At 72.6% G+C, this 20,138-nt stretch carries 13 protein-coding genes; 6 read left to right on the top strand and 7 right to left on the bottom strand.

The window, feature by feature from the left end; all coding sequences use genetic code 11:
* The first annotated feature begins 29 nt into the window (after window positions 1-29).
* A complete protein-coding gene (locus C2L58_RS20595; RefSeq protein ID WP_103339220.1) occupies window positions 30-2,363 on the top strand; it encodes a glycoside hydrolase family 2 protein in 2,334 nt (777 codons plus the stop codon).
* 12 nt (window positions 2,364-2,375) lie between these two features.
* Here C2L58_RS20595 and C2L58_RS20590 read toward each other — a convergent pair whose 3' ends face one another.
* A complete protein-coding gene (locus tag C2L58_RS20590) occupies window positions 2,376-2,738 on the bottom strand; it encodes a DUF488 domain-containing protein (RefSeq protein ID WP_103339219.1) in 363 nt (120 codons plus the stop codon).
* A 459-nt stretch (window positions 2,739-3,197) separates the two neighbouring features.
* Between C2L58_RS20590 and C2L58_RS20585 the strand changes: the two genes are divergently transcribed.
* Window positions 3,198-5,270 (top strand): putative Ig domain-containing protein, encoded by a 2,073-nt coding sequence (locus tag C2L58_RS20585; RefSeq protein WP_103339218.1) that lies wholly within the window; start codon window positions 3,198-3,200, stop codon window positions 5,268-5,270.
* Between the two features lie 40 nt (window positions 5,271-5,310).
* Entirely contained in the window at window positions 5,311-6,174 is an 864-nt protein-coding gene (locus C2L58_RS20580) for a GNAT family N-acetyltransferase (RefSeq protein ID WP_103339217.1), read from the top strand.
* On the opposite strand, the gene C2L58_RS20575 is transcribed toward C2L58_RS20580, so the two are convergent.
* Window positions 6,099-6,455, bottom strand: a complete 357-nt coding sequence (locus C2L58_RS20575; RefSeq protein WP_103339216.1) for an MmcQ/YjbR family DNA-binding protein — start codon at window positions 6,453-6,455, stop codon at window positions 6,099-6,101. The two genes, C2L58_RS20580 and C2L58_RS20575, sit on opposite strands and share 76 nt — an antisense overlap.
* 55 nt (window positions 6,456-6,510) lie before the next feature.
* Here C2L58_RS20575 and C2L58_RS20570 point away from each other — a divergent pair, with 55 nt between their 5' ends.
* Window positions 6,511-7,263: a fructosamine kinase family protein gene (locus tag C2L58_RS20570; protein WP_103339215.1), complete on the top strand. Its 753-nt coding sequence runs from the start codon at window positions 6,511-6,513 to the stop codon at window positions 7,261-7,263.
* Here C2L58_RS20570 and C2L58_RS20565 read toward each other — a convergent pair.
* The 3 genes from C2L58_RS20565 to C2L58_RS20555 form a co-directional block, all read right to left on the bottom strand.
* Window positions 7,260-7,925, bottom strand: a complete 666-nt coding sequence (locus tag C2L58_RS20565) for an HNH endonuclease family protein (protein ID WP_103339214.1) — start codon at window positions 7,923-7,925, stop codon at window positions 7,260-7,262. The two genes, C2L58_RS20570 and C2L58_RS20565, sit on opposite strands and share 4 nt — an antisense overlap.
* A gap of 94 nt (window positions 7,926-8,019) precedes the next feature.
* Entirely contained in the window at window positions 8,020-8,631 is a 612-nt protein-coding gene (locus C2L58_RS50485; RefSeq protein WP_233225817.1) for a hypothetical protein, read from the bottom strand.
* A 530-nt stretch (window positions 8,632-9,161) separates the two neighbouring features.
* Complete coding sequence (locus C2L58_RS20555) at window positions 9,162-10,895, bottom strand: pyruvate dehydrogenase (protein ID WP_103339212.1); 1,734 nt, start codon at window positions 10,893-10,895, stop codon at window positions 9,162-9,164.
* 70 nt (window positions 10,896-10,965) lie between these two features.
* Here C2L58_RS20555 and C2L58_RS20550 point away from each other — a divergent pair, with 70 nt between their 5' ends.
* Window positions 10,966-11,868 (top strand): LysR family transcriptional regulator, encoded by a 903-nt coding sequence (locus C2L58_RS20550; RefSeq protein WP_103339211.1) that lies wholly within the window; start codon window positions 10,966-10,968, stop codon window positions 11,866-11,868.
* A gap of 51 nt (window positions 11,869-11,919) precedes the next feature.
* Window positions 11,920-13,017 (top strand): calcium:proton antiporter, encoded by a 1,098-nt coding sequence (locus tag C2L58_RS20545; RefSeq protein WP_103339210.1) that lies wholly within the window; start codon window positions 11,920-11,922, stop codon window positions 13,015-13,017.
* On the opposite strand, the gene C2L58_RS20540 is transcribed toward C2L58_RS20545, so the two are convergent.
* Together C2L58_RS20540 and C2L58_RS20535 are read right to left on the bottom strand one after the other, a co-directional pair.
* Window positions 13,007-15,412: a SpoIIE family protein phosphatase gene (locus tag C2L58_RS20540; RefSeq protein ID WP_103339209.1), complete on the bottom strand. Its 2,406-nt coding sequence runs from the start codon at window positions 15,410-15,412 to the stop codon at window positions 13,007-13,009. The genes C2L58_RS20545 and C2L58_RS20540 overlap by 11 nt on opposite strands.
* Window positions 15,409-19,968: a HAMP domain-containing protein gene (locus C2L58_RS20535; RefSeq protein WP_103339208.1), complete on the bottom strand. Its 4,560-nt coding sequence runs from the start codon at window positions 19,966-19,968 to the stop codon at window positions 15,409-15,411. Before C2L58_RS20535 ends, C2L58_RS20540 begins: the two co-directional genes overlap by 4 nt.
* Between the last annotated feature and the right edge of the window lie 170 nt (window positions 19,969-20,138).

Raw genomic sequence — 20,138 nt, 5'->3', positions numbered from 1 at the left:
CCGGTGGAGCCCGAGCACGGAGGTCGTGGATGGCCGACTCGCACAGCGGTCCGGGCATGTCCCGGCGCGGGTTCCTGGCCGCCGGCGGGGCCGCGCTGCTCGGCGTCGTCGCCGGTTCGGCCGGGCACGCCGCACCCGGGGCGGAAACGCCGCGGCTGGGCGATTTCTGGCTGTTCGGGCGGTACGACGACGGCTGCACCGAGCTCGGCTTCGACGAGATCGACCTCTCGCCGGTGCAGCTGCCCCACTGCGTCACGCCGCTTTCGTGGACCGGGTGGGACCCGGCGTCCTGGCAGGACCGGTGGATCTACCGCAAGCACTTCACCGCGACGACGACCGAACGCCACACCGCCCGCTTCGACGGCGTCATGACGAACGCCGAGGTGCACCTCAACGGCCGGCTCGTCGCCACCCACGAGGGCGGCTACCTGCCCTTCGAGGTGGCGCTGCCGGACGTCGTGGCGGGCGACAACGTGCTGGCCGTGGTCGTCGACGGGCGGTGGGCGCTCGACGTGCCGCCCAACCTGCCGCGCGGCGGGCCGGCGCTGATCGACTTCTACCAGCCGGCCGGGATCTACCGCCCCGCCACGGTCGGCGCGGTGCCCCGGATCCGGCTGGCCGACGTCTTCGCGCGGCCCGCCGACGTCCTCTCCCCCGGCCGGTCGCTGCACCTGACGTGCACGCTCGACGTGCCCGTCGTGGGCGAGGTGACGGCGTCGGTGCTCCAAGCGGGCCGCGAACTCGCCCGCGGCGGCGCGCCGGTGCGCGGCACGACGGTCGAATTCGACGTCGGCGGGCTCGGCGGGGTGCGGCTCTGGGACGTCGACGACCCCGCGCTCTGCGATGTCGTGGTGACCGTCCAGTCCGGAAAGCACACCCTCGACCAGCGGGTGGTGCGGACCGGGTTCCGCGACGCGCGGTTCACCACCGACGGCTTCTTCCTCAACGGACGGCGGCTCAAGCTGTTCGGGCTCAACCGCCACCAGTGGTACCCGTTCGCCGGCGGCGCGCTGCCGGACCGCGTGCAGCGGCGTGACGCGGAAATCCTGCGCCGCGAGCTGAACTGCACCATGGTCCGCTGTTCGCACTACCCGCAGTCGAGCGCGTTCCTCGACGCCTGCGACGAGCTGGGCCTGCTGGTGTGGGAGGAGATCCCGGGCTGGGGCCACGTCGGGGACGACGCCTGGCAGCGGCGGAACCTGGCCGACGTCGAGGGGATGGTGGTGCGCGACCGCAACCACCCGAGCATCGTCGTCTGGGGCACCCGGGTGAACGAGGCCAACGGCACGACGGCGATGTACCAGCGGACCGGGCGGCTGGCCCGGCAGCTCGACCCGTCCCGGCCGACCAGTGGGGCGCTGGCCAGTCCGACGCTCGGGCGGTTCGCCGGCAGCGACGTCGAAATCGTGGCCTACAACGACTACACCGCCCGGCGCGGGACGCCCTTCCGGCTGCGCCCGCCGCGGCCGGGGGTGCCGTACCTGGTGACCGAGACGATCGGCACGCTCGCCGGCGCCCGCGCGTACCGCCGGACCGACGCCCCGGACGTCCGGCAGCAGCAGGCGGAACTGCACGCCAAGGCCCACGACCTGGCCGCCGCCGACGACCGCTACTGCGGGCTGCTCGCCTGGTGCGCGTTCGACTACCCGTCGGGCTGGCAGCGGGCGATCGACGGGTCCAAGTACGCCGGGGTGTCGGACATCTTCCGGATCCCCAAGCCCGCCGCGGCCTTCTACGCGTCGCAGGCCGACCCGTGGGTCCGGGCGGTCGTGGAGCCCGGCTTCGCCTGGGATTTCACGGCCCAGCCGGCCGGCCCCGGGCCGGGGGCGACGATCTGGTCCAACTGCGACCGCCTGCTGCTGTTCCTCGACGACCGTCCGGCGGGCGAGGCCCGCAGCCGGCGCCCGGACTTCCCGCACCTGCGGTACCCGCCGTTCGCGGCGGACCTGGCCGTGCCGAAGGGGCGGCGCCCGGAGCTGCGCATCGACGGCTACGTGGGCGACCGGCTGGTGGTCAGCCGGCGGTTCAGCGGCGACCGGGCGACGGACGTGCTCAGCTGCGTGCCCGACGACCCGCAGCTGCGCGCGGACGGCACCGACGCAACCCGGGTGGTGGTGGCGGCGGTCGACCGCTTCGGGACGGTGCGCGCGGCCACGGCGGGCGAGGTGCGGCTGACGCTGACCGGGCCGGCCGAGCTGATCGGGGACCCGGCGCTGGACTTCGGGGCGACCGGCGGCGCGGCCGCGGTGTGGCTGCGGCCGTTCGCGGGGTCGCCGTCGACCCTGACGCTGACGGCCCGGCACGAGACGCTGGGCTCGGCCACGGCCACGGTCCGGGTGACAGCTAATGCGGCACGCCCCTGAGCGGCGGCCGTCTCACTCCCCCGTGAGCACCGCCGCCAGCACGGCCGCCTGGCTGATCGAGGGGGATCCGCTCGCCGTCAGCAGGGTCACCGGGCCGTCTCCGGCCAGCTCGCGCAGCCGGGCCAGGGCCGCCACGCGATCCGGCTCACGCAGCTCCGCTCGATAACGCTCGGCGAACTCCGCGAACCGCTCGGGGTCGTGGCCGTACCAGGTGCGCAGGTCGTCGGAGGGGGCCAGGCCGCGGTACCAGCCGTCGAGGACCGGCGCCGTTCGGGCGGTGCCGCGAGGCCAGCGCCGTTCGACGAGCACGCGGACGCCGTCGGCGGCCCCGGCCGGGTCGGCCAGGCGCGCCACCCGGACGACCGTCGGCTGCATGCGCGCATTCTGCGTCGAGCCGGGTCGGGCCGCCACCGGAGCGCCGCGGCGGTCACTGTCCGCGACCGCAGCACTCGGGAGGATGGGCCGGGCGCTCCGCCGGCGGCCGCCGCGCTCGGACCGAAGCCGGTCGAACGCGCCAGGCGGAAGCTGCCCTGGGCAGCTACCCCGGCACGAGACGGCGACGCCGGTCATCACGATGGCGCCGGCCAACCTCGAGTTCGCCGGCGGCCACCTTGAGCTTGAGGGGCCAAGTCTTCCTCCTGTCAGAGACGCAAAACCTCGCTGGGCGCTGCACCAAATCCGTACAGCCGGACGTTTCCGCGCATACCCGGCGAAAGGGGCGCGCAGCCCGCGGAACCCGACTCTTGGCGGGTTCCGCCCATCCGGGCCGCAGAGGACGCTTCTCCTGGCTCCCACGGGCGGAGCCGGGAAAGGACGACCTCCATGAGATCGAGGGTGCTTTCTGCTGCGCTCGGCGTGGCCATCGGCCTGCTGGGCACAGTCGCCGTCGCCGCGCCGGCCGAGGCCGCCGCAAGCTGCGGCGACCAGATCGTCGGCAACGGCGGGTTCGAGAGCGGCACCACGCCGTGGACCCAGACCAGCGGCGTCATCTCCGCCGCCACCACGGCGGAACCCGCGCACGGCGGGACGATGATCGCCTGGCTGGACGGCACCGGCAGCACGCACACCGACACCCTGTCCCAGTCGCTGACGCTGCCCGCCGGCTGCGCGTCGGCGACGCTTTCGTGGTGGTCGCACATCGACACCAAGGAGACGACGACCAGCACCAAGTACGACAAGCTGGTGGTCCAGGCGGGCACGGACACCCTGGCCAGCTACTCGAACCTCGACAAGAACACCGGCTACGTCCAGCGCACCGTGGACGTCTCCCGCTACCTCGGCCAGACCGTGACGCTGAAGATCACCGGCACCGAGGATTCCAGCCTGGCCACCAACTTCGTCCTCGACGACATCTCGCTGACCACGACCGGGACGAGCAACCCGCAGTCGCCGGTCGTCACCTCGCCCGGCGCCCAAAGCGGCGCCGTCGGCCAGGCCGCGTCGCTGCAGATCCAAGCGAGCGACCCGCAGGGCGACGCACTCACCTACAGCGCCACCGGCCTGCCCGCCGGCCTCGCGATCAGCGCGATCACGGGCAAGATCACCGGCACCCCGACGACCGCCGGGACTTCTTCGGTGACCGTGACAGCGCAGGACCCGGCCGGCAACAGCGGCAGCGCCACCTTCACCTGGACGATCTCGGCCGCGCCCGCCGACTCGACGCGCACGCCGATCAACCCGGCCTACACGGTGAACCTGACTTCGAACACCGCCGGCGACACCTGGACCGGCCACCAGAGCGTCAGCTTCACCAACGGCTCGGCGACCGCGCTGCCCGAGGTGTACCTGCGGCTCTGGGACAACTACCACGGCAGCTGCCCGACGACACCGATCACCGTCACGAACGTCACCGGCGGCACGCCGTCCGCGCTGAGCGTGAACTGCACGGCCATGAAGATCACGCTGCCCACGCCGCTCGCCCAGGGCCAGTCGGCGACCATCGGGTTCGACCTGAAGATCGTCGTGCCCAGCGGCGCCGACCGGTTCGGCCACGACGGCGCGTACAACATGATCGGCAACGCGCTGCCGGTGCTCGCCGTCCGCGACGGCGCGGGCTGGCACCTCGACCCGTACACGAACAACGGCGAGTCGTTCTACACGGTGATCAGCGACTTCGACGTCACGCTCGTGCACCCGACGGCGCTGCTGACCCCGGCCACCGGCACCTCGACCGAGACGACCAGCGGCACCACGACCACCACGCACGCCGTGGCTCCGAAGGTGCGGGACTTCGCCTGGGGCGCCGGGCCGTTCGCGAAGATCAGCACGACGTCCGGCAAGGGCGTGCGGGTCAACGTCTACTCGGCGAGCGGGATTTCCACCAGCAGCGCCAACCAGATGCTGAGCCTGGCCGCCGACTCGATCGACGTCCACTCGGGCCGCTTCGGCGACTACCCGTACGGTGAAGTGGACGTGGTGCTGGACAACAACTTCTGGTTCGGCGGCATGGAGTACCCGGGCTTCGTGATGGACCTCGTGTCCACCACGGCGCTCCCGCACGAGCTGGCGCACCAGTGGTTCTACGGGATCGTCGGCGACGACGAGTACAACTCGCCGTGGCTCGACGAGAGCTTCACCGACTACGCCACCGACCTCTACCGCGGCATCACCGGCAGCGGCTGCGGCATCACGTGGCAGTCCAGCGCGGAGAAGCTGACCAACTCGATGGCCTACTGGGACGCGCATTCGTCCCGGTACTCCACGGTGGTCTACAACTACGGCAAGTGCACCCTGCACGACCTGCGGCGGCTGATCGGCGACACGGCGATGGCGAACCTGCTGAAGTCCTACGCCCAGTCGCACTGGTACGGCGTGTCGACCACGGCGGAGTTCAAGGCCGCGGCGCAGGCGGCGGCCGGCTCGACCGACCTGACGTCGTTCTGGGCTTCGCACCGCGTGGAGGGCTAAACCGGTGGAGTTCCCCGTCCGCGTCCGCCACTGTGGGGGCGTGGACGGGGAACGGCTCTTTTGCGACACCGCGCTGGCGGCCAGGATCGAACAGGCCGAAGCGCGGTTCGTCGCCGCGTGCAGTGCGGCCGCCCGGGTGCGGCTCGGGGACGACCTCGGCTTCACGCGCCCGCTCGGAGGGGGCGTCGCCAGCTTCGCCGAAGCGGACTCGCCGTTCAACAAGGTCGCCGGCCTCGGCTTCGCCGGCCCGCCCGAAGACCTCGACGAGGTCGAAGAGGCCTTCGCCGAGCTGGGCGCGCCGGTGCAGGTCGAGCTGTGCCACCTGGCCGATCCCGCCGTCGGGACGTTCCTGACCGCGCGCGGCTACCGGCTGGAGTCGTACGAGAACGTGCTCGGCCGCCGCCTCGGCGGCCCGGTGGAAGCCGCCGGCGGCGAGGTCCGGCCGTGCCGGGAGGACGAGCTGGAAACCTGGCTGGCCGCCGTCGCCGGCGCCTCCATGGTGATCGACACCGAAGGCCTGCCGTCCCACGAAGACTTCACCCCCGAGATCATCGTGAACGCGCTGCGGGACATGGCCGGGGTCCGGCGGTACACCGCGGAACGGAACGGCGAGTTCGCCGGCGGCGCGAGTTTCCGGGTCACCGATGGGATCGCGCAGTTCGCCGGCGCCGCGACCGTGCCCGCCCACCGCCGCCGCGGTATCCAGACGGCCCTGCTGCGCACCCGGCTCGCCGCGGCCACCGCGGCGGGGTGCGACGTCGCCATCGTCACCACGCTACCGGGGTCGAAGTCGCAGCAGAACGCCCAGCGGCAGGGGTTCGACCTGCTCTACGCCCGGGCGATCCTGGTGAAGGGCACCTCGGCGACGAGCTCCTCCGGCGCCGACAGCCGCCAGGCTTCGTAGAGGAGCTCCGCGAGTTCGTCGGCGTCGATGCCGTCGAGGTACACGACCACCCAGCCGAAGCCGCCGGCGGTGAACTGGACCTCGAACACGTCCGGCCGTTCCGAGACCAAGGCCAGCTGCTCGGACACGGTCTGCTTGAGGCCGACGGTCCGCGTCCGCGGCCAGAAGTAACCGAACCGCTTGCCGCGCACGCTGAACGAGGAGTAGTCGCGCGCCTCCGAGCGCTGGACCTCCGCCAGCTTGCCGAGCAGCTGGTCGAGTTCCCGGACCTGGACCGTCACCGTCGTCCCCCTCGTTCTCCGGCGCCCACCGTAGCGCGCCGGTACCGTGCGGAACATGACCGAGTCCGGAGACGGCCGCGAGGTGGTGGTCAAGCGGGGCCACGCGCCCGGCGCGACGGCCGCCGAAGTGGCGGGCCTGCGCTGGCTGGCCGCGGCGGGCACGGTCCCGATACCCACCGTGCGCAGCCACGACCGGGACCGGCTGGTGATCGACCGCGTCCCCGCCGGTCACCCGTCGGCCTCCGCGGCGGAGCGTTTCGGCCGCGGGCTGGCCGGGTTGCACGCCGCGGGCGCCCCGGCGTTCGGGGCACCGCCGCCGGACGGACCGGCGGAGGCGTGGATCGGCCGGGCGCCGATGACGAACGTGCCGGCGGACGACTGGGCCTCCTGGTACGCGGCCGACCGCGTGCTGCCCTACGTCCGGCTGGCGGTGGACGCGGGCACGTTCGGCGCGTCCGAAGCGGCGCTGTTCGAGCAGGCATGTACGCGGATCCCGGCCTCGGCCGAGCCGCCCGCGCGGCTGCACGGCGACCTCTGGAACGGCAACGTCCTGTGGGACGGGCGCCAGGCGTGGCTGATCGACCCGGCCGCCCACGGCGGGCACCGCGAGACGGACCTGGCCATGCTGCACCTGTTCGGCTGCCCGCACCTCGAGCACGTCGTCGCGGCCTACGAAGAGGCGTCGCCACTGGCGGAGGGCTGGCGCGACCGGATCGGGCTGCACCAGCTGTTCCCGCTGCTGGTGCACACCGTCCTGTTCGGACAGTCCTACGCCGGCCGGGCGGTGGCGGCGGCCCGCTCGTTCTAGCAGTGGTCGAGCATGGTTTCCAGGGCCTTCTTCTCCGGCACGGTGATCGTCAGGCCGTAGTTGCGCTTCACGACGATCCAGTCGGTGGCGTAGACGCACCAGAACGACACCAGCGGCGGCTTCCACGCGTCCGGGGCCTTGTCGCTCTTCTGTTCGTTGAGGTTGTCGGTGACCGCCCGCAGCTGCGGGCGGACGAGGTCGTTCGCGAACTCCTCGCGCCGTTCCCGCGTCCAGCTCTTGGCGCCGCTGATCCAGGCCTGCCCGAGCGGCACCATGTGGTCGATGTCCACATCGGACGCCTTGTGCCAGGTCTCGCCGTCGTACGGGCTGACCCAGGTACCCGACTTCGCGGCGCACTGCGCATCGGTCTGGACGTCCTGGCCGTCGCGCTTGAGCACCTGCTCGCGGACGTCGCAGTTCGCGTCGACCTTGTCCCAGTGCGGGAACTCGTCGCGGCTGTAGCCGTCCATCGTGCCGCGCACGGCGATCTGCAGCGCCCCGAGCTCGTTGCGCGCCTCGGCGGGCGCGATCGGCGGGGCGGCGACCGTCCCGGGCGCTTGGGTCAGGGAGCCGCCGGAGGCGAGTCCGTCGGCGAGCTTGCAGCCGGTGACCGACGAACCCACGAGGACGGCGAGAAGGACAAGCGCTCGGGTGCGCGGCATCGTGAACCCCTTTCACGTCTACCGGGAGGTGCCCAGCCGACGCGCCGGGGAAACGGTGCAGATGGCGTAGCTGACGCGAAATAACCGTGGCAGATCAGGAGCCGTGAAAGACCTGGTTGACGAACACGGCGGCCACCACCCCGGCGGTGACGAGCACGATCAGCACGAAGAGCAGGCCCCACGGGACTTGCCGGATCGGCCGCTGGCGCGGGAAGACGAGCCCCCGCCCGCTCGGGGTCCACGGGAGGGGATCGTCCGCCGGTGGTGGTGTCGGCGGCGGCGCGGGCGGCGGCGGCGGTTCCGGCAGCACCGGGAGCACGGCCGGCAGTTCCGGCAGCCGGTCGAGCACCGGAAGCCGCGCCGGGAACCCGTCGGCGATCAGGGCCGCGCGGGGCGGGGCGAGGTGGGCGAGGGAAAGGGCATAGCAGGCGTCGAGGACGTCATCGGCCGACCAGACGGTCCGCCACCGGTTGTGCTGCGCGATGATCCGCCGCAGGCCACGGCGTTCGGCGAGGACGACGGCGACCCCGGGCACCGGCGGCGGGTCGGGCCAGTGCCCGGGCGGCGGAGCGGTCCGGAGGGCTTGCTGCGCATGGCCCGCTTCGACCGACGGCCCCTGGTCGCGGGTCTCGTTCTGCCGCGGGTCCGCTTCGGGGTCGCGCGCATGCCGGGACGCCCCCGGGTCACTTGCGGGCGCGTCCCCCACCGAACTACTCGGCCCCGACCCGTTTCGCGCTTCGGCCGACGGGACAACCGCGACCAGACCAGTCACGTGCCGCCTCCCTTCATGACCCGCGAGGGCGCCCCTCGCCGCCGCCACTGCCGCTCCCGTTCGGTCGCCCGGGCCCGGCCAGGACACCGGGCCCGGCTCGTGGGCCGCTATCACCACCACTCCGCACCTCGTGAACACCAGCGCGTCCACGGATCGGAGACCGAGGCGGGTCGGCAGCGTGATGCCCGCCAGTGCCAGCCCCGTCAGGTGATCCGGGCCCGGCCCCCACGATCGCAGCAACGCCACCACGTGCTCCGCCGCCGGTAGGAGCGGCCGGTCTTCACCGGTTCGCTGGAGGGCCACGAGCACGCCGGTCACACCTCCGTCGAAGGAACCGCGAGCAGTCCTTCGACGGTAGGAGGAAGACCCGCCGCCACCCAGCAGCCGAACGAGTGGTCGATCACCACCGTGTGTGACGGCGCGCCTCCGGAAGGTTGATCACTGCGGGAAGCGGGGCGCTCCGGCTACGGCCGCGGGGTGTTGCGGAGGTTGGCCCGCGCCAGGTCGGCCATCTTGCCGACCCCGCCGTTGAGCACCGTCTTCGTGGCGCCCAGCGCGAACCCGCGCACCATGTCCCCGGTGATCCGCGGCGGGATCGACAGCGCGTTCGGGTCGGTCACCACCTCGACCACCGCCGGGCCGGGGTGGGCGAACGCCTTCTCCAGCGCGCCGCGGACGTCGGCCGGGTCCTCGACGCGCTCGGAGAACACGCCGCAGGCCGCCGCGATCGCCGCGAAGTTCACCGGGGCGTGGTCGGTGCCGAAGTCCGGGAGGCCGTCGACCAGCATCTCCAGCTTCACCATGCCCAGCGTGGCGTTGTTGAACACCACCACCTTCACCGGCACGTCGTACGCCGGCAGCGTCAGCAGGTCGCCCATCAGCATCGCGAGCCCGCCGTCGCCCGACAGCGACACCACCTGCCGCCCCGGCTGGGACAGCTGGGCGCCGATCGCGTGCGGCAGCGCGTTCGCCATGCTGCCGTGCCGGAACGAACCCAGCACGCGGCGGCGGCCGTTCGGGGTCAGGTACCGCGCGGCCCACACGTTGCCCATGCCCGTGTCGACGGTGAACACCGCGTCGTCGGCGGCGACCTCGTCGAGCACCGAGGCGACGTACTCCGGGTGGATCGGGCGGCGGTGCTCGATCTTCGTCGTGTACGCGCCGACGACCTTCTCCAGCTTCCGCACGTGCTCGCGCAGCATGCGGTCGAGGAATCCGCGTTCGGTGCGGGGCCGCAGCAGCGGGAGCAGCGCGCGCAACGTCTCACGCACGTCGCCGTGCACGGCCAGGTCCAGTGGCGTGCGGCGGCCGAGGCGCGAGGCGTCGTGGTCGAGCTGGATCGTCCGGGCCTGCGGGAGGAAGTTGTCGTACGGGAAATCCGTGCCCAGCAGCACGATCCGGTCGGCTTCGTGCATCGCGTCGTAGCAGGCGCCGTAGCCGAGCAGGCCGCTCATGCCGACGTCGAACGGGTTGTCGTACTGGATCCACTCCTTGCCGCCGAGCGAGTGCCCGACCGGCGCGGCGAGCTTCTCCGCCAGCGCCATCACTTCGTCGTGCGCGCCGCGCACGCCCGCGCCGGCGAACAGCATCACCTTCTCGCCGGAGTTCAGCAGGTCCGCCAGCTCCTGGACGGTTTCCGAGGAAGGCACGGCGGGCGACGGCGTCACCAGCGGGAGACGCTCGGTGAGCGGGCCGGTGGCCTTGCGGTCGGCGAGGTCGCCCGGGATGGTCAGCACCGCGACGCCGCCCTTGCCGACGGCGGCCTGGGTGGCGATCCGGAGCAGCCGCGGCAGCTGGGCCGGGTCCGCCACGACCTCGCTGAAGTGGCTGCACTCGGCGAAGAGCCGGTCCGGGTGGGTCTCCTGGAAGAACCCGGTGCCGATCTGGTTCGACGGGATGTGCGACGCGATCGCCAGCACCGCCGCGCCCGAGCGGTGGGCGTCGAACAGGCCGTTGATCAGGTGCAGGTTGCCCGGGCCGCAGCTGCCCGCGCAGACGGCGAGCTTGCCGGTGACCTGCGCCTCGGCCGCGGCGGCGAAGGCGGCGGTCTCCTCGTGGCGGACGTGCACCCACTCGATGCCGTCGGTGCGGCGGACCGCGTCGACGATCGGGTTCAAGCTGTCCCCGACGATGCCGTAGATGCGCTCGACCCCCGCGTCGCGCAGGGTCCTGACCAGTTGTTCCGCCACGGTAGCCATACCTCCAGCCTGGCCCCGGATGATCGATGCGTCCAATGCCTGATTGGCTGAAATTCCATACACTGGGGACATGGACGTCCAGACGCTGCGGCTCTTCCGGGAGGTCGCGGCCGGCGCCACCGTCACGGAGACCGCCGCGCGGGCGCACGTCACCCAGCCCGCGCTGTCGCGGGCCCTCCGGCGGCTCGAGCACGACGCCGGCGCGGAGCTCTTCCGGCGGTCCGGGCGGGTGCTGCGGCTGACGCCGGCCGGGCACGCCTTCAAACGGCACGTCGACCTCGCGCTCGACGAGCTCGACCAGGGCCTGCGGGAGGTCGGCGAGATCGTCGCGCCGGACACCGGCGTCGTCCCGCTGGCGTTCCTGCACACCTTCGGCACCTGGCTGGTCCCCGCCGTGCTGAGCGGCTTCCTGCGCGAGCACCCCGGCACCCGGTTCGAACTGCGGCAGCACGGCGAGGCCGGGCTCGAGGCGGAACTGCTCGACGGCACCGCCGACCTCGTCATCACCAGCGGCGACCCCGGGCACCTCCAGCTGCACTGGTCCCGGCTGCTCGTCGAGCCGCTGCGGCTGGCCGTGCCGCCGCACCACCGGCTCGCCGGGCGCCGCCGGGTCCGCCTCGCCGACGTCGCGGCCGAGACGTTCATCCTCCTGCGGCCCGGTTACGCCCTGCGGGAGACGACCGAGCAGCTGTGCGCCGAGGCCGGGTTCGCCCCGCACATCGGGTTCGAAGGCGACGAAGTCGAGACGCTGCGCGGGCTCGTCACCGCCGGGCTCGGCGTGTCCGTGCTTCCGTTGCCGCACACGGCCGCGTTCCCGGCACCGCACCTGGAACTGACCGATGTGGACGCTGCGCGCGACATCGGGCTCGCCTGGGCGGCCGGGCGGAACCTCCCGCCGCCCAGCGAAACCTTCCGCCGGCACGTCCTCGCCACCGTGCCCACCGCGTTCGATCGTCCACAAGGGACGGTGTGAGAAGGGCCGTACGGGCCCGCGAAACCGCGGCCGGTGTGCGAGGGTGGAGGCATGGTCGCCGCGCTGAGATCCTTCCTGCTGTCCTGGACCTCCGTCACCCCGGTGCTCGGCATCCTCGTGCTGGCGCTCGCCTGGGGCCGCGACCTCGGCCCGGTCTTCGTCGCCGTCGTGGCCGTCGCGCTGGGGGCGACCGTGCTGGCCGCGGTGCACCAAGCGGAGGTCGTCGCCCACCGCGTCGGGGAACCGTTCGGCTCGCTGGTGCTCGCGGTGGCGGTCACCGTCATCGAGGTCGCGCTGATCGTCACGATGATGGTTTCCGGCGGCCCGGACGCCGGTTCGCTCGCGCGGGACACGGTGTTCGCCGCCGTCATGATCACGACCAACGGCATCGTCGGCATCTCCCTGCTGGTCGGCGCCCGCCGCTACGGCTCGACGCTGTTCAACTCCGAAGGCAGCGGCGCCGCGCTGGCGACGGTCGCGACGCTGGCCACGCTGAGCCTGGTGCTCCCGGCGTTCACCACCACCACGCCCGGACCGGCGTTCTCCCCCACGCAGCTGACGTTCGCGGCGCTGGCGTCCCTGGTGCTGTACGGGACGTTCGTGCTGACGCAGACGGTGCGCCACCGCGACTTCTTCCTCCCGGTGGCGGCCGACGGCGCGGTCAAGGAGGACGACCACGCCGACCCGCCGTCGAACCGGGCGGCGCTGGGCAGCCTGGCGCTGCTGCTGGTGGCGCTGGTCGCGGTGGTCGGGCTGGCGAAGGTGGAGTCGCCGGCGATCGAAGCCGGGGTGCGCGCCGCCGGGTTCCCGCAGTCGTTCGTCGGTGTGGTGATCGCGCTGCTGGTGCTGCTGCCGGAGACCCTGGCGGCGGTGCGCGCGGCCCAGCGCGACCGGATGCAGATCAGCCTCAACCTCGCGTACGGCTCCGCGATCGCCAGCATCGGCCTGACGATCCCGGCGATCGCCCTGGCGTCGCTGTGGCTGCCGGGTGGGCTGCTGCTCGGCCTGGGCTCGACGCAGATCGTGCTGCTCGCGCTCACGGTGGTGGTGAGCGTCCTGACGGTGGTCCCCGGCCGCGCGACCCGCCTCCAGGGCGGCGTGCACCTGGTGCTGCTGGCGGGCTTCCTGGTGCTGGCCATCAACCCCTGACGGGGCTCGTCGTGGTGACCTCGATGCCGACCACGCAGGTGTCGTCGTCGGTGTCCGCCGTGCTGTAGGTCAGCAGCCGGTCCAGCTGGTGCTCGAGGCCGCCGTCGTGGCCGTCGACCAGGGTGACCAGGCGGGACACCGAATCCTGGACCGGGCGGTCGCGGCGCTCGATCAGGCCGTCGGTGTAGATCAGCAGGATGTCGCCCTCGGCGAGCTGGACCTCTTCCTCCTGGTAGACGACATCGCGGACCGCGCCGAGGAGGGAGCCGCGGATCAGGGGCAACGTCGTCGCCGTGCCGTCGCGGTGGCGGACGATCGGGGGCAGGTGCCCGGCCCGCGCCCAGCGCAGCTTCCGGTGCGCCGGGTCGTAGACCGCCGCGACCGCCGTGGCCGTGACGTGGTCGGTGAGGTGGTAGGCCACCAGGTTCAGCCACGTCAGCAGCTGGGCCGGCCCGGCGCCGGTCGCCGCGAGACCGCGCAGGGCGTTGCGCAGGCTCACCATCCCGGTCGCCGCGTCGATGCCGTGGCCGGCGACGTCGCCGACGCACAGCAGGACCTCACCGGTCGGCAACGCGACCGCGTCGTACCAGTCGCCGCCGACCAGGTGCTCCTTCTCCGCCGGGCGGTACCGGACCGCCGCGCGCAGGCCCGGCATGTCGATCGGGCCCTTGGCCGGCGGCATGATCGCGTGCTGCAGCTGCAGCGCGAGCCGGTTGCGCTCGATCGCCTCCTGCTCGGTCTCGGCCAGCCTGTCCCGCGTCGCGGCCAGCGCCACCTCGGTCCAGTGCTGCGACGAGACGTCCTGGTAGGCGCCGCGGACCGCGACCAGCTCGCCCCGGACGTCGACGACCGGCTCGGCGACCACCCGGATGTGCCGGGCGACGCCGTCGGAGCGCTGCAGCCGGAACGCCGTCGACGACGGCCGCTTGTGGTGCAGCACCGCCCGCAGGAACCGGCCGATGGCCTGCGCGTCGTCGGGGTGCGCGTGCGCGGCCAGTTCGTGCAGCGAGAGCGGCGTCGCGTTCGGCGGCAGGCCGTACAGCGCGAACAGCTCGGTGTTCCAGGTGATCACCCCGGTGACCACGTTCTCCTCGAAGCCGCCGATGCGCCCGAGCCGCTGCGCGTGCTGCAGCAGCACCGCGAGCTTCGCCGCGTCGTCCTGGATGCGCAGGATCAGCAGCACGTTCCCGGCGAAGCGCGTCACGCTGACGTCGGTGAGCACGGTCAGCGGCACCTGGTCGACCAGGGTGGTGATCGCCATGCTGTCGGCCCGGAACGGCTCGCCGGTCGCGTAGACGCGCTGGATCTTGTCGAGCAGGCCGCTCTCCTCGGCCGCCATCGGGTACGCCTCCAGCAGCCGCGTGCCGACGATCCGGCTGCGCGGCCGGCCACCCGGGTCCGCGAACCGGACGTTCGCGTGGTGGATCCGGAAGTCGCTGAGCCGGTTGCCGCCGTCGACGCACGGCGACAGCAGCACCGCCGGGTCGTGCAGGCCGTCGATGAAGTCGACCAGCTCGCCGAGGAAGTCGCCGGAGCCGCCCGCGGCCACCGGCGCGACCACGCCGTCCCAGGTGTCGAGGGTGTGCGCGCACAGCTCGGCCAAGGCCTCCAGCTGGCGGAGCTGGCGTCCGGGCTCCGCGGGCAGCGGCTCCGGCCAGCACATCTCGACGACGCCGATGATCCGGCCGCCGGTGCCGGTCGGCACCGTCACCCGGCCGCCGCCGGAGAGCGTGTGCTGCCCGATCGAGGGCAGCCCGCCGCCCGAAAGCGTGGGGAACCAGACGGTGTCGCGCTCGAGCAGCGCGCTGCGCGCGGGCGTCGCCACGCCGGGCGGGACGTAGCACCAGCGCGCCGCTTCCTCGGCGGAGAACCCGGCCGAGCCGGCCAGCGTCAGCGACCCGTCCGGCCCGGCGAGCCACACCGCGACCGCGGTCGCACCGAGCGGCCGCAGCGCGTGCTCCAAAATGGACTCCGCGACGCGCTGGGTGTCCCCGGCCGCGAGCACGCCGCTCTCGGCGGTCCGCAGCCGCACCGCGACGGACTCCTCGCCTTCGGCCCGGGCCAGGAACTCCTGCGTCACCTCGGTGATGCGGTCCTCGGCCGCCTCGCCGACGACCTCCGCGGCGAACTCCAGCGGCGTCAGCCCGGACCGCTCGGCCAGCGACTCGAGCTGCTTCGCCGCGTCCGGCGGCGTGCAGTGCAGGCGTTCCATCAGGACGCCCTTGGCCAGCTCGATCAGCCCGCGCCCGTCCGCGACGGCGTGCGCGTGGTCGACCTCGCCGCGCAGGCGGGCGACGGTGTCGGCGAGCCGGGCGAGGTTGGCCGACACCTCGGCCGGCGAGGGCAGCACGGGTACGGCTTGGTCGTCGGCGGGCAACCGCTCTTCCCCGATCACGCCGTCACGTGCCGCTTGATGCGGGCGATCAGGTCGTCCGCATCGACGGGTTTCGTGACGTAGTCGGTGGCGCCCGAGGCGAGGCTCTTCTCCCGGTCGCCCGGCATCGCCTTGGCCGTCACGGCGACGATCGGGATGCGGGCGTGCTCGGGCATCGCCCGGATCTTCGCCGTCGCGGTGTAGCCGTCCATCTCCGGCATCATCACGTCCATCAGGATCAGGTCGATGCCGGCGTGCGACGCGACCGTCTCGACGCCCTTGCGGCCGTCTTCCGCGTGCAGCACCTGCATGCCGTGCAGTTCCAGGATCCCGGTGAGCGCGTAGACGTTGCGCGGGTCGTCGTCGACGATCAGCACCGTCCGCCCGGCCAGGGTGGTGTCGACGTCGGCCGCCCGCACCGGCGTGGCCGGCTCGTCCGGGCGGACCAGCGGCAGCACCGCGCCGGGCTCCTCGGCCGACAGGTGCAGGGCGATCCGCTCGCGCAGCTCGTCGAGCCCGGACAGCACCTCCAGCGACTGCACGTCCGCGCGGGACTGCACCAGCTGTTCGAGCTCGCTGTCGAGCCGGCGGCTGTTGTGCGCGAGCACCGGCACCAGCCGCAGCGCGCTGTCGCCCTGCATCGCGTCGAGGAACGTGAACGCCGTCCGGTCGGGCAGGTCCAGGTCGAGCACCACGCAGTGGTAGGCGTCGGTGGCCAGCGCGGCCGCGGCCTCCTGGGTGCCGACCGCCGTCACGACTTCGACGTCGGCGGGCGAAAGGCCGATGTCCCGGCTGTCGGCCAGGTCCGCCGCCGCGCTTTCGGCGACGAGCGTCAGCAGCCCGTGCTGGCGCTCCTCGACGACCAGCAGCCGCCGGTACGCCCGCGGGCCCGAGGCCGCGACGGCCGTCCCGGAATCGGTCGTGACGAGGGCGGTACCGGGGTGCTCACCCGCCGGCAGCGGCGCGAAGTCCGGCCGCGCGACCGGCAGCGAGAAGGTGAACGTGCTGCCCTCGCCCAGCGTGCTTTCGGCGGTGATGACGCCGCCGAGCAGCTGCGCGATCTCGCGGCTGATCGACAGGCCGAGCCCGGTGCCGCCGTACTTGCGGCTGGTCGTGCCGTCCGCCTGCTGGAACGCGCCGAAGATCGATTCCAGCTGGTGCTCGGCGATCCCGATGCCGGTGTCGGTGACCCGGAAGGCGACGGCGGGCCCGTGCACGCGCAACGGCCGCGGCAGCTGCTCCGGGTCGACCGCCTCGATGTGCAGCTCGATCCCGCCGACCTCGGTGAACTTGACCGCGTTGGACAGCAGGTTGCGCAGCACCTGCCGCAGCCGGGAGTCGTCGGTGAGCAGCTCGGCGGGCGAGCCGGGCGCCACGGTGATCCGGAAGTCCAGGTTGCGTTGCGACGTCATCGGCCGGAAGGTCGCCTCGACGTAGTCGATCAGCTGGCGCAGCGACACCTGCTCCGGCGTGACGTCCATCTTGCCGGCCTCGACCTTCGACAGGTCGAGGATGTCGTTGATCAGCTGCAGCAGGTCCGAACCGGCGGAGTGGATGATGCCCGCGTACTCGACCTGCTTGGCGGTGAGGTTGCGGGTCGGGTTCTGCGCGAGCAGCTGGGCGAGGATCAGCAGGCTGTTGAGCGGGGTGCGCAGCTCGTGGCTCATGTTGGCCAGGAACTCGGACTTGTACTTCGACGCCAGCGTCAGCTGCTGGGCACGGGCCTCCAGCTCCTGGCGGGCCTGCTCGATCTCCAGGTTCTTCGTCTCGATGTCGCGGTTCTGCGTGACCAGCAGCGCCGCCTTCTCCTCCAGCTCGGCGTTGGAGGACTGGAGCTCCTCCTGCCGCGCCTGCAGTTCCTCCGAGCGGGCCTGCAGTTCGGCGGTCAGCCGCTGCGACTCGCCGAGCAGCTCGTCGGTGCGGGCGTTGGCGACGATGCTGTTGACGTTGACGCCGATCTGCTCCATCAGCAGCTCCAGGAACGCCCGGTGCACCAGCGTGAAGCCGTGCACCGACGCCAGCTCGATCACGCCGAGCACCTGGTCCTCGACCACGATCGGCAGCACGATCAGGCTGGCCGGCGTGGTGCTGCCGAGGCCGGAGGAGATGGTGGCGTAGCCCGGCGGCACGTCGTCGACGGCGATCGCGCGGCGGCTGCGGGCGGCCTGGCCGACCAGCGACTGGCCGACCCGGAACCGCACCGTGGGGCCGTCCCCGACCGCGCCGGACTCGGGGTGGCCGTACGCGCCGACGAGCCGCAGTTCGGGCACTTCGGCGGTGTCATCGGCCAGGTAGAAGGCCCCGTACTGCGCGTTGACCAGCGGGACGAGCTCGTCCATCACCGCGGCCGCGACGACGGCGAGGTCGCGGCGGCCCTGCATCAGCCCGGTGATCGTGGCCAGGTTGGACTTCAGCCAGTCCTGCTCCTGGTTCGCCCGCGTCGTCTCGCGCAGCGACTCCACCATCGAGTTGATGTTGTCCTTGAGCTCGGCGACCTCGCCGGAGGCGTCGACGGTGATCGAGCGGGTCAGGTCGCCCTCGGCGACGGCGCTGGTGACCTCGGCGATCGCGCGGACCTGCCGGGTGAGGTTCCCGGCCAGCTCGTTGACGTTCTCCGTCAGCCGCTTCCACGTGCCCGAGACGCCTTCGACCTCGGCCTGGCCGCCGAGGCGGCCCTCGCTGCCGACCTCGCGCGCCACGCGCGTGACCTCCGCGGCGAACGCCGAGAGCTGGTCGACCATCGTGTTGATCGTGGTCTTGAGCTCGAGGATCTCGCCGCGGGCGTCGACGTCGATCTTGCGGGTCAGGTCGCCCTGCGCGACGGCGGTGGTCACCTGGGCGATGTTGCGGACCTGCCCGGTGAGGTTGTTCGCCATCGAGTTGACGTTGTCGGTGAGGTCCTTCCACGTGCCGGCCACGTTCGGCACCCGCGCCTGGCCGCCGAGCATGCCCTCGGTGCCCACCTCGCGCGCCACCCGGGTGACCTCGTCCGCGAACGCGGACAGCGTGTCGACCATCGTGTTGATGACGTCGGCCAGGGCCGCGACCTCGCCCTTGGCCTCGACGGTGATCTTGCCCGACAGGTCGCCGCGGGCGACGGCCGTGGCGACCTGCGCGATCGAGCGGACCTGGCCGGTCAGGTTGGACGCCATCACGTTGACGTTGTCGGTGAGGTTCTTCCACGTCCCGGACACCCCGCGGACGGTGGCCTGGCCGCCCAGGTTGCCCTCGGTGCCCACCTCGCGCGCCACCCGGGTGACCTCGTCCGCGAACGCGGACAGCTGATCCACCATCGTGTTGATGGTGTCCTTCAGCTCGAGGATCTCGCCGCGGGCGTCGACGCGGATCTTCTGGGACAGGTCGCCGCGGGCGACCGCGGTGGTGACCTGCGCGATCGAGCGGACCTGCGCGGTGAGGTTGTCGGCCATGACGTTGACCGACTCGGTGAGGTCCTTCCAGGTGCCGGAGACGCCCTTGACGTCGGCCTGGCCGCCCAGCCGGCCCTCGGTGCCGACCTCGCGCGCCACCCGGGTGACCTCGTCCGCGAACGCGGACAGCTGATCCACCATCGTGTTCAGCGTGTCCTTGAGCTCCAGGACCTCGCCGCGGGCGGTGACGTTGATCTTCTGCGAGAGATCGCCGCTCGCCACCGCGGTGGCGACCTGGGCGATGTTGCGGACCTGGTCGGTCAGGTTGCCGGCCATGAAATTCACCGAGTCGGTGAGGTCGCGCCAGGTGCCCGAGACGCCCTTGACGTCGGCCTGGCCGCCCAGCCGGCCTTCGGTGCCGACTTCCCGGGCGACGCGGGTGACCTCGTCGGCGAAGGACGACAGCTGGTCGACCATCGTGTTGATGGTGTTCTTGAGTTCGAGGATTTCGCCGCGGGCGTCGACGGTGATCTTCTGCGAGAGATCGCCCTTCGCGACCGCCGTGGTGACCTGGGCGATGTTGCGGACCTGGTCGGTCAGGTTGCCCGCCATGAAGTTCACCGAGTCGGTGAGGTCCCGCCACACGCCGCCGACGCCGGGCACCTGCGCCTGGCCGCCGAGGCGGCCTTCGCTGCCCACCTCGCGCGCCACCCGGGTGACCTCGTCCGCGAACGACGACAGCTGGTCCACCATCGTGTTGACGGTGTCCTTCAGCTCGAGGATCTCGCCGCGGGCGTCGACGTCGATCTTCTGCGACAGGTCGCCCTTCGCCACCGCGGTCGCCACCTGGGCGATGTCACGCACCTGGGTGGTGAGGTTGCCGGCCATGGCGTTCACCGAGTCGGTGAGGTCCTTCCACGTGCCGGACACGCCGGGGACCTTCGCCTGGCCGCCCAGCTGCCCCTCGCTGCCGACCTCGCGGGCGACGCGGGTGACCTCGGAGGTGAACAGCGAGAGCTGGTCGGCCATGCCGTTGAACACCGTGGCGATCTCGCCGAGCAGGCCGTCGGCCCCGCCCGGCAGCCGGATGCCGAAGTCACCGTCGCGGACGGCGGTCAAGCCGGCCAGCAGGCGGCGCAGCTCCTGCTCCCCGGCCTCGCCCACGCCCGAGGCATCCGCCCCCGCCCCCGGGCGCACACCGTCGACCATTGCCCCGCTCATCCGCCACCCGTTTCTTCGTTCGTCGGCGCCCGGCGCCCGGCGCCGTCCCGCTGCCTGCACACCGGATGGCTCAGCATAGTGCAGCTGCACTACAGTGAACGGCAACGGTTGAGCAACCAGCCGCGCCCGTGTCCACGCGCGCTCCCCCGGCGGTGCTC

It is taken from the genome of Amycolatopsis sp. CA-126428, from assembly GCF_002904335.1.
In the GTDB taxonomy this organism is placed as follows: domain Bacteria; phylum Actinomycetota; class Actinomycetes; order Mycobacteriales; family Pseudonocardiaceae; genus Amycolatopsis.
The sequence above is the reverse complement of the archived record's forward strand: the minus strand, read 5'-3'. Positions and strand labels throughout refer to the sequence as shown.

What these genes read in the sequence shown, in the direction of transcription:
- C2L58_RS20555 (WP_103339212.1), bottom strand. Translation starts at nt 10,895, where the DNA reads ATGGCTACCGTGGCGGAACAACTGGTCAGGACCCTGCGCGACGCGGGG.
- C2L58_RS20565 (WP_103339214.1), bottom strand. Translation starts at nt 7,925, where the DNA reads ATGCCGCGCACCCGAGCGCTTGTCCTTCTCGCCGTCCTCGTGGGTTCG.
- C2L58_RS20550 (WP_103339211.1), top strand. Translation starts at nt 10,966, where the DNA reads ATGGACGTCCAGACGCTGCGGCTCTTCCGGGAGGTCGCGGCCGGCGCC.
- C2L58_RS20535 (WP_103339208.1), bottom strand. Translation starts at nt 19,968, where the DNA reads ATGGTCGACGGTGTGCGCCCGGGGGCGGGGGCGGATGCCTCGGGCGTG.
- C2L58_RS20590 (WP_103339219.1), bottom strand. Translation starts at nt 2,738, where the DNA reads ATGCAGCCGACGGTCGTCCGGGTGGCGCGCCTGGCCGACCCGGCCGGG.
- C2L58_RS20570 (WP_103339215.1), top strand. Translation starts at nt 6,511, where the DNA reads ATGACCGAGTCCGGAGACGGCCGCGAGGTGGTGGTCAAGCGGGGCCAC.
- C2L58_RS20545 (WP_103339210.1), top strand. Translation starts at nt 11,920, where the DNA reads ATGGTCGCCGCGCTGAGATCCTTCCTGCTGTCCTGGACCTCCGTCACC.
- C2L58_RS20595 (WP_103339220.1), top strand. Translation starts at nt 30, where the DNA reads ATGGCCGACTCGCACAGCGGTCCGGGCATGTCCCGGCGCGGGTTCCTG.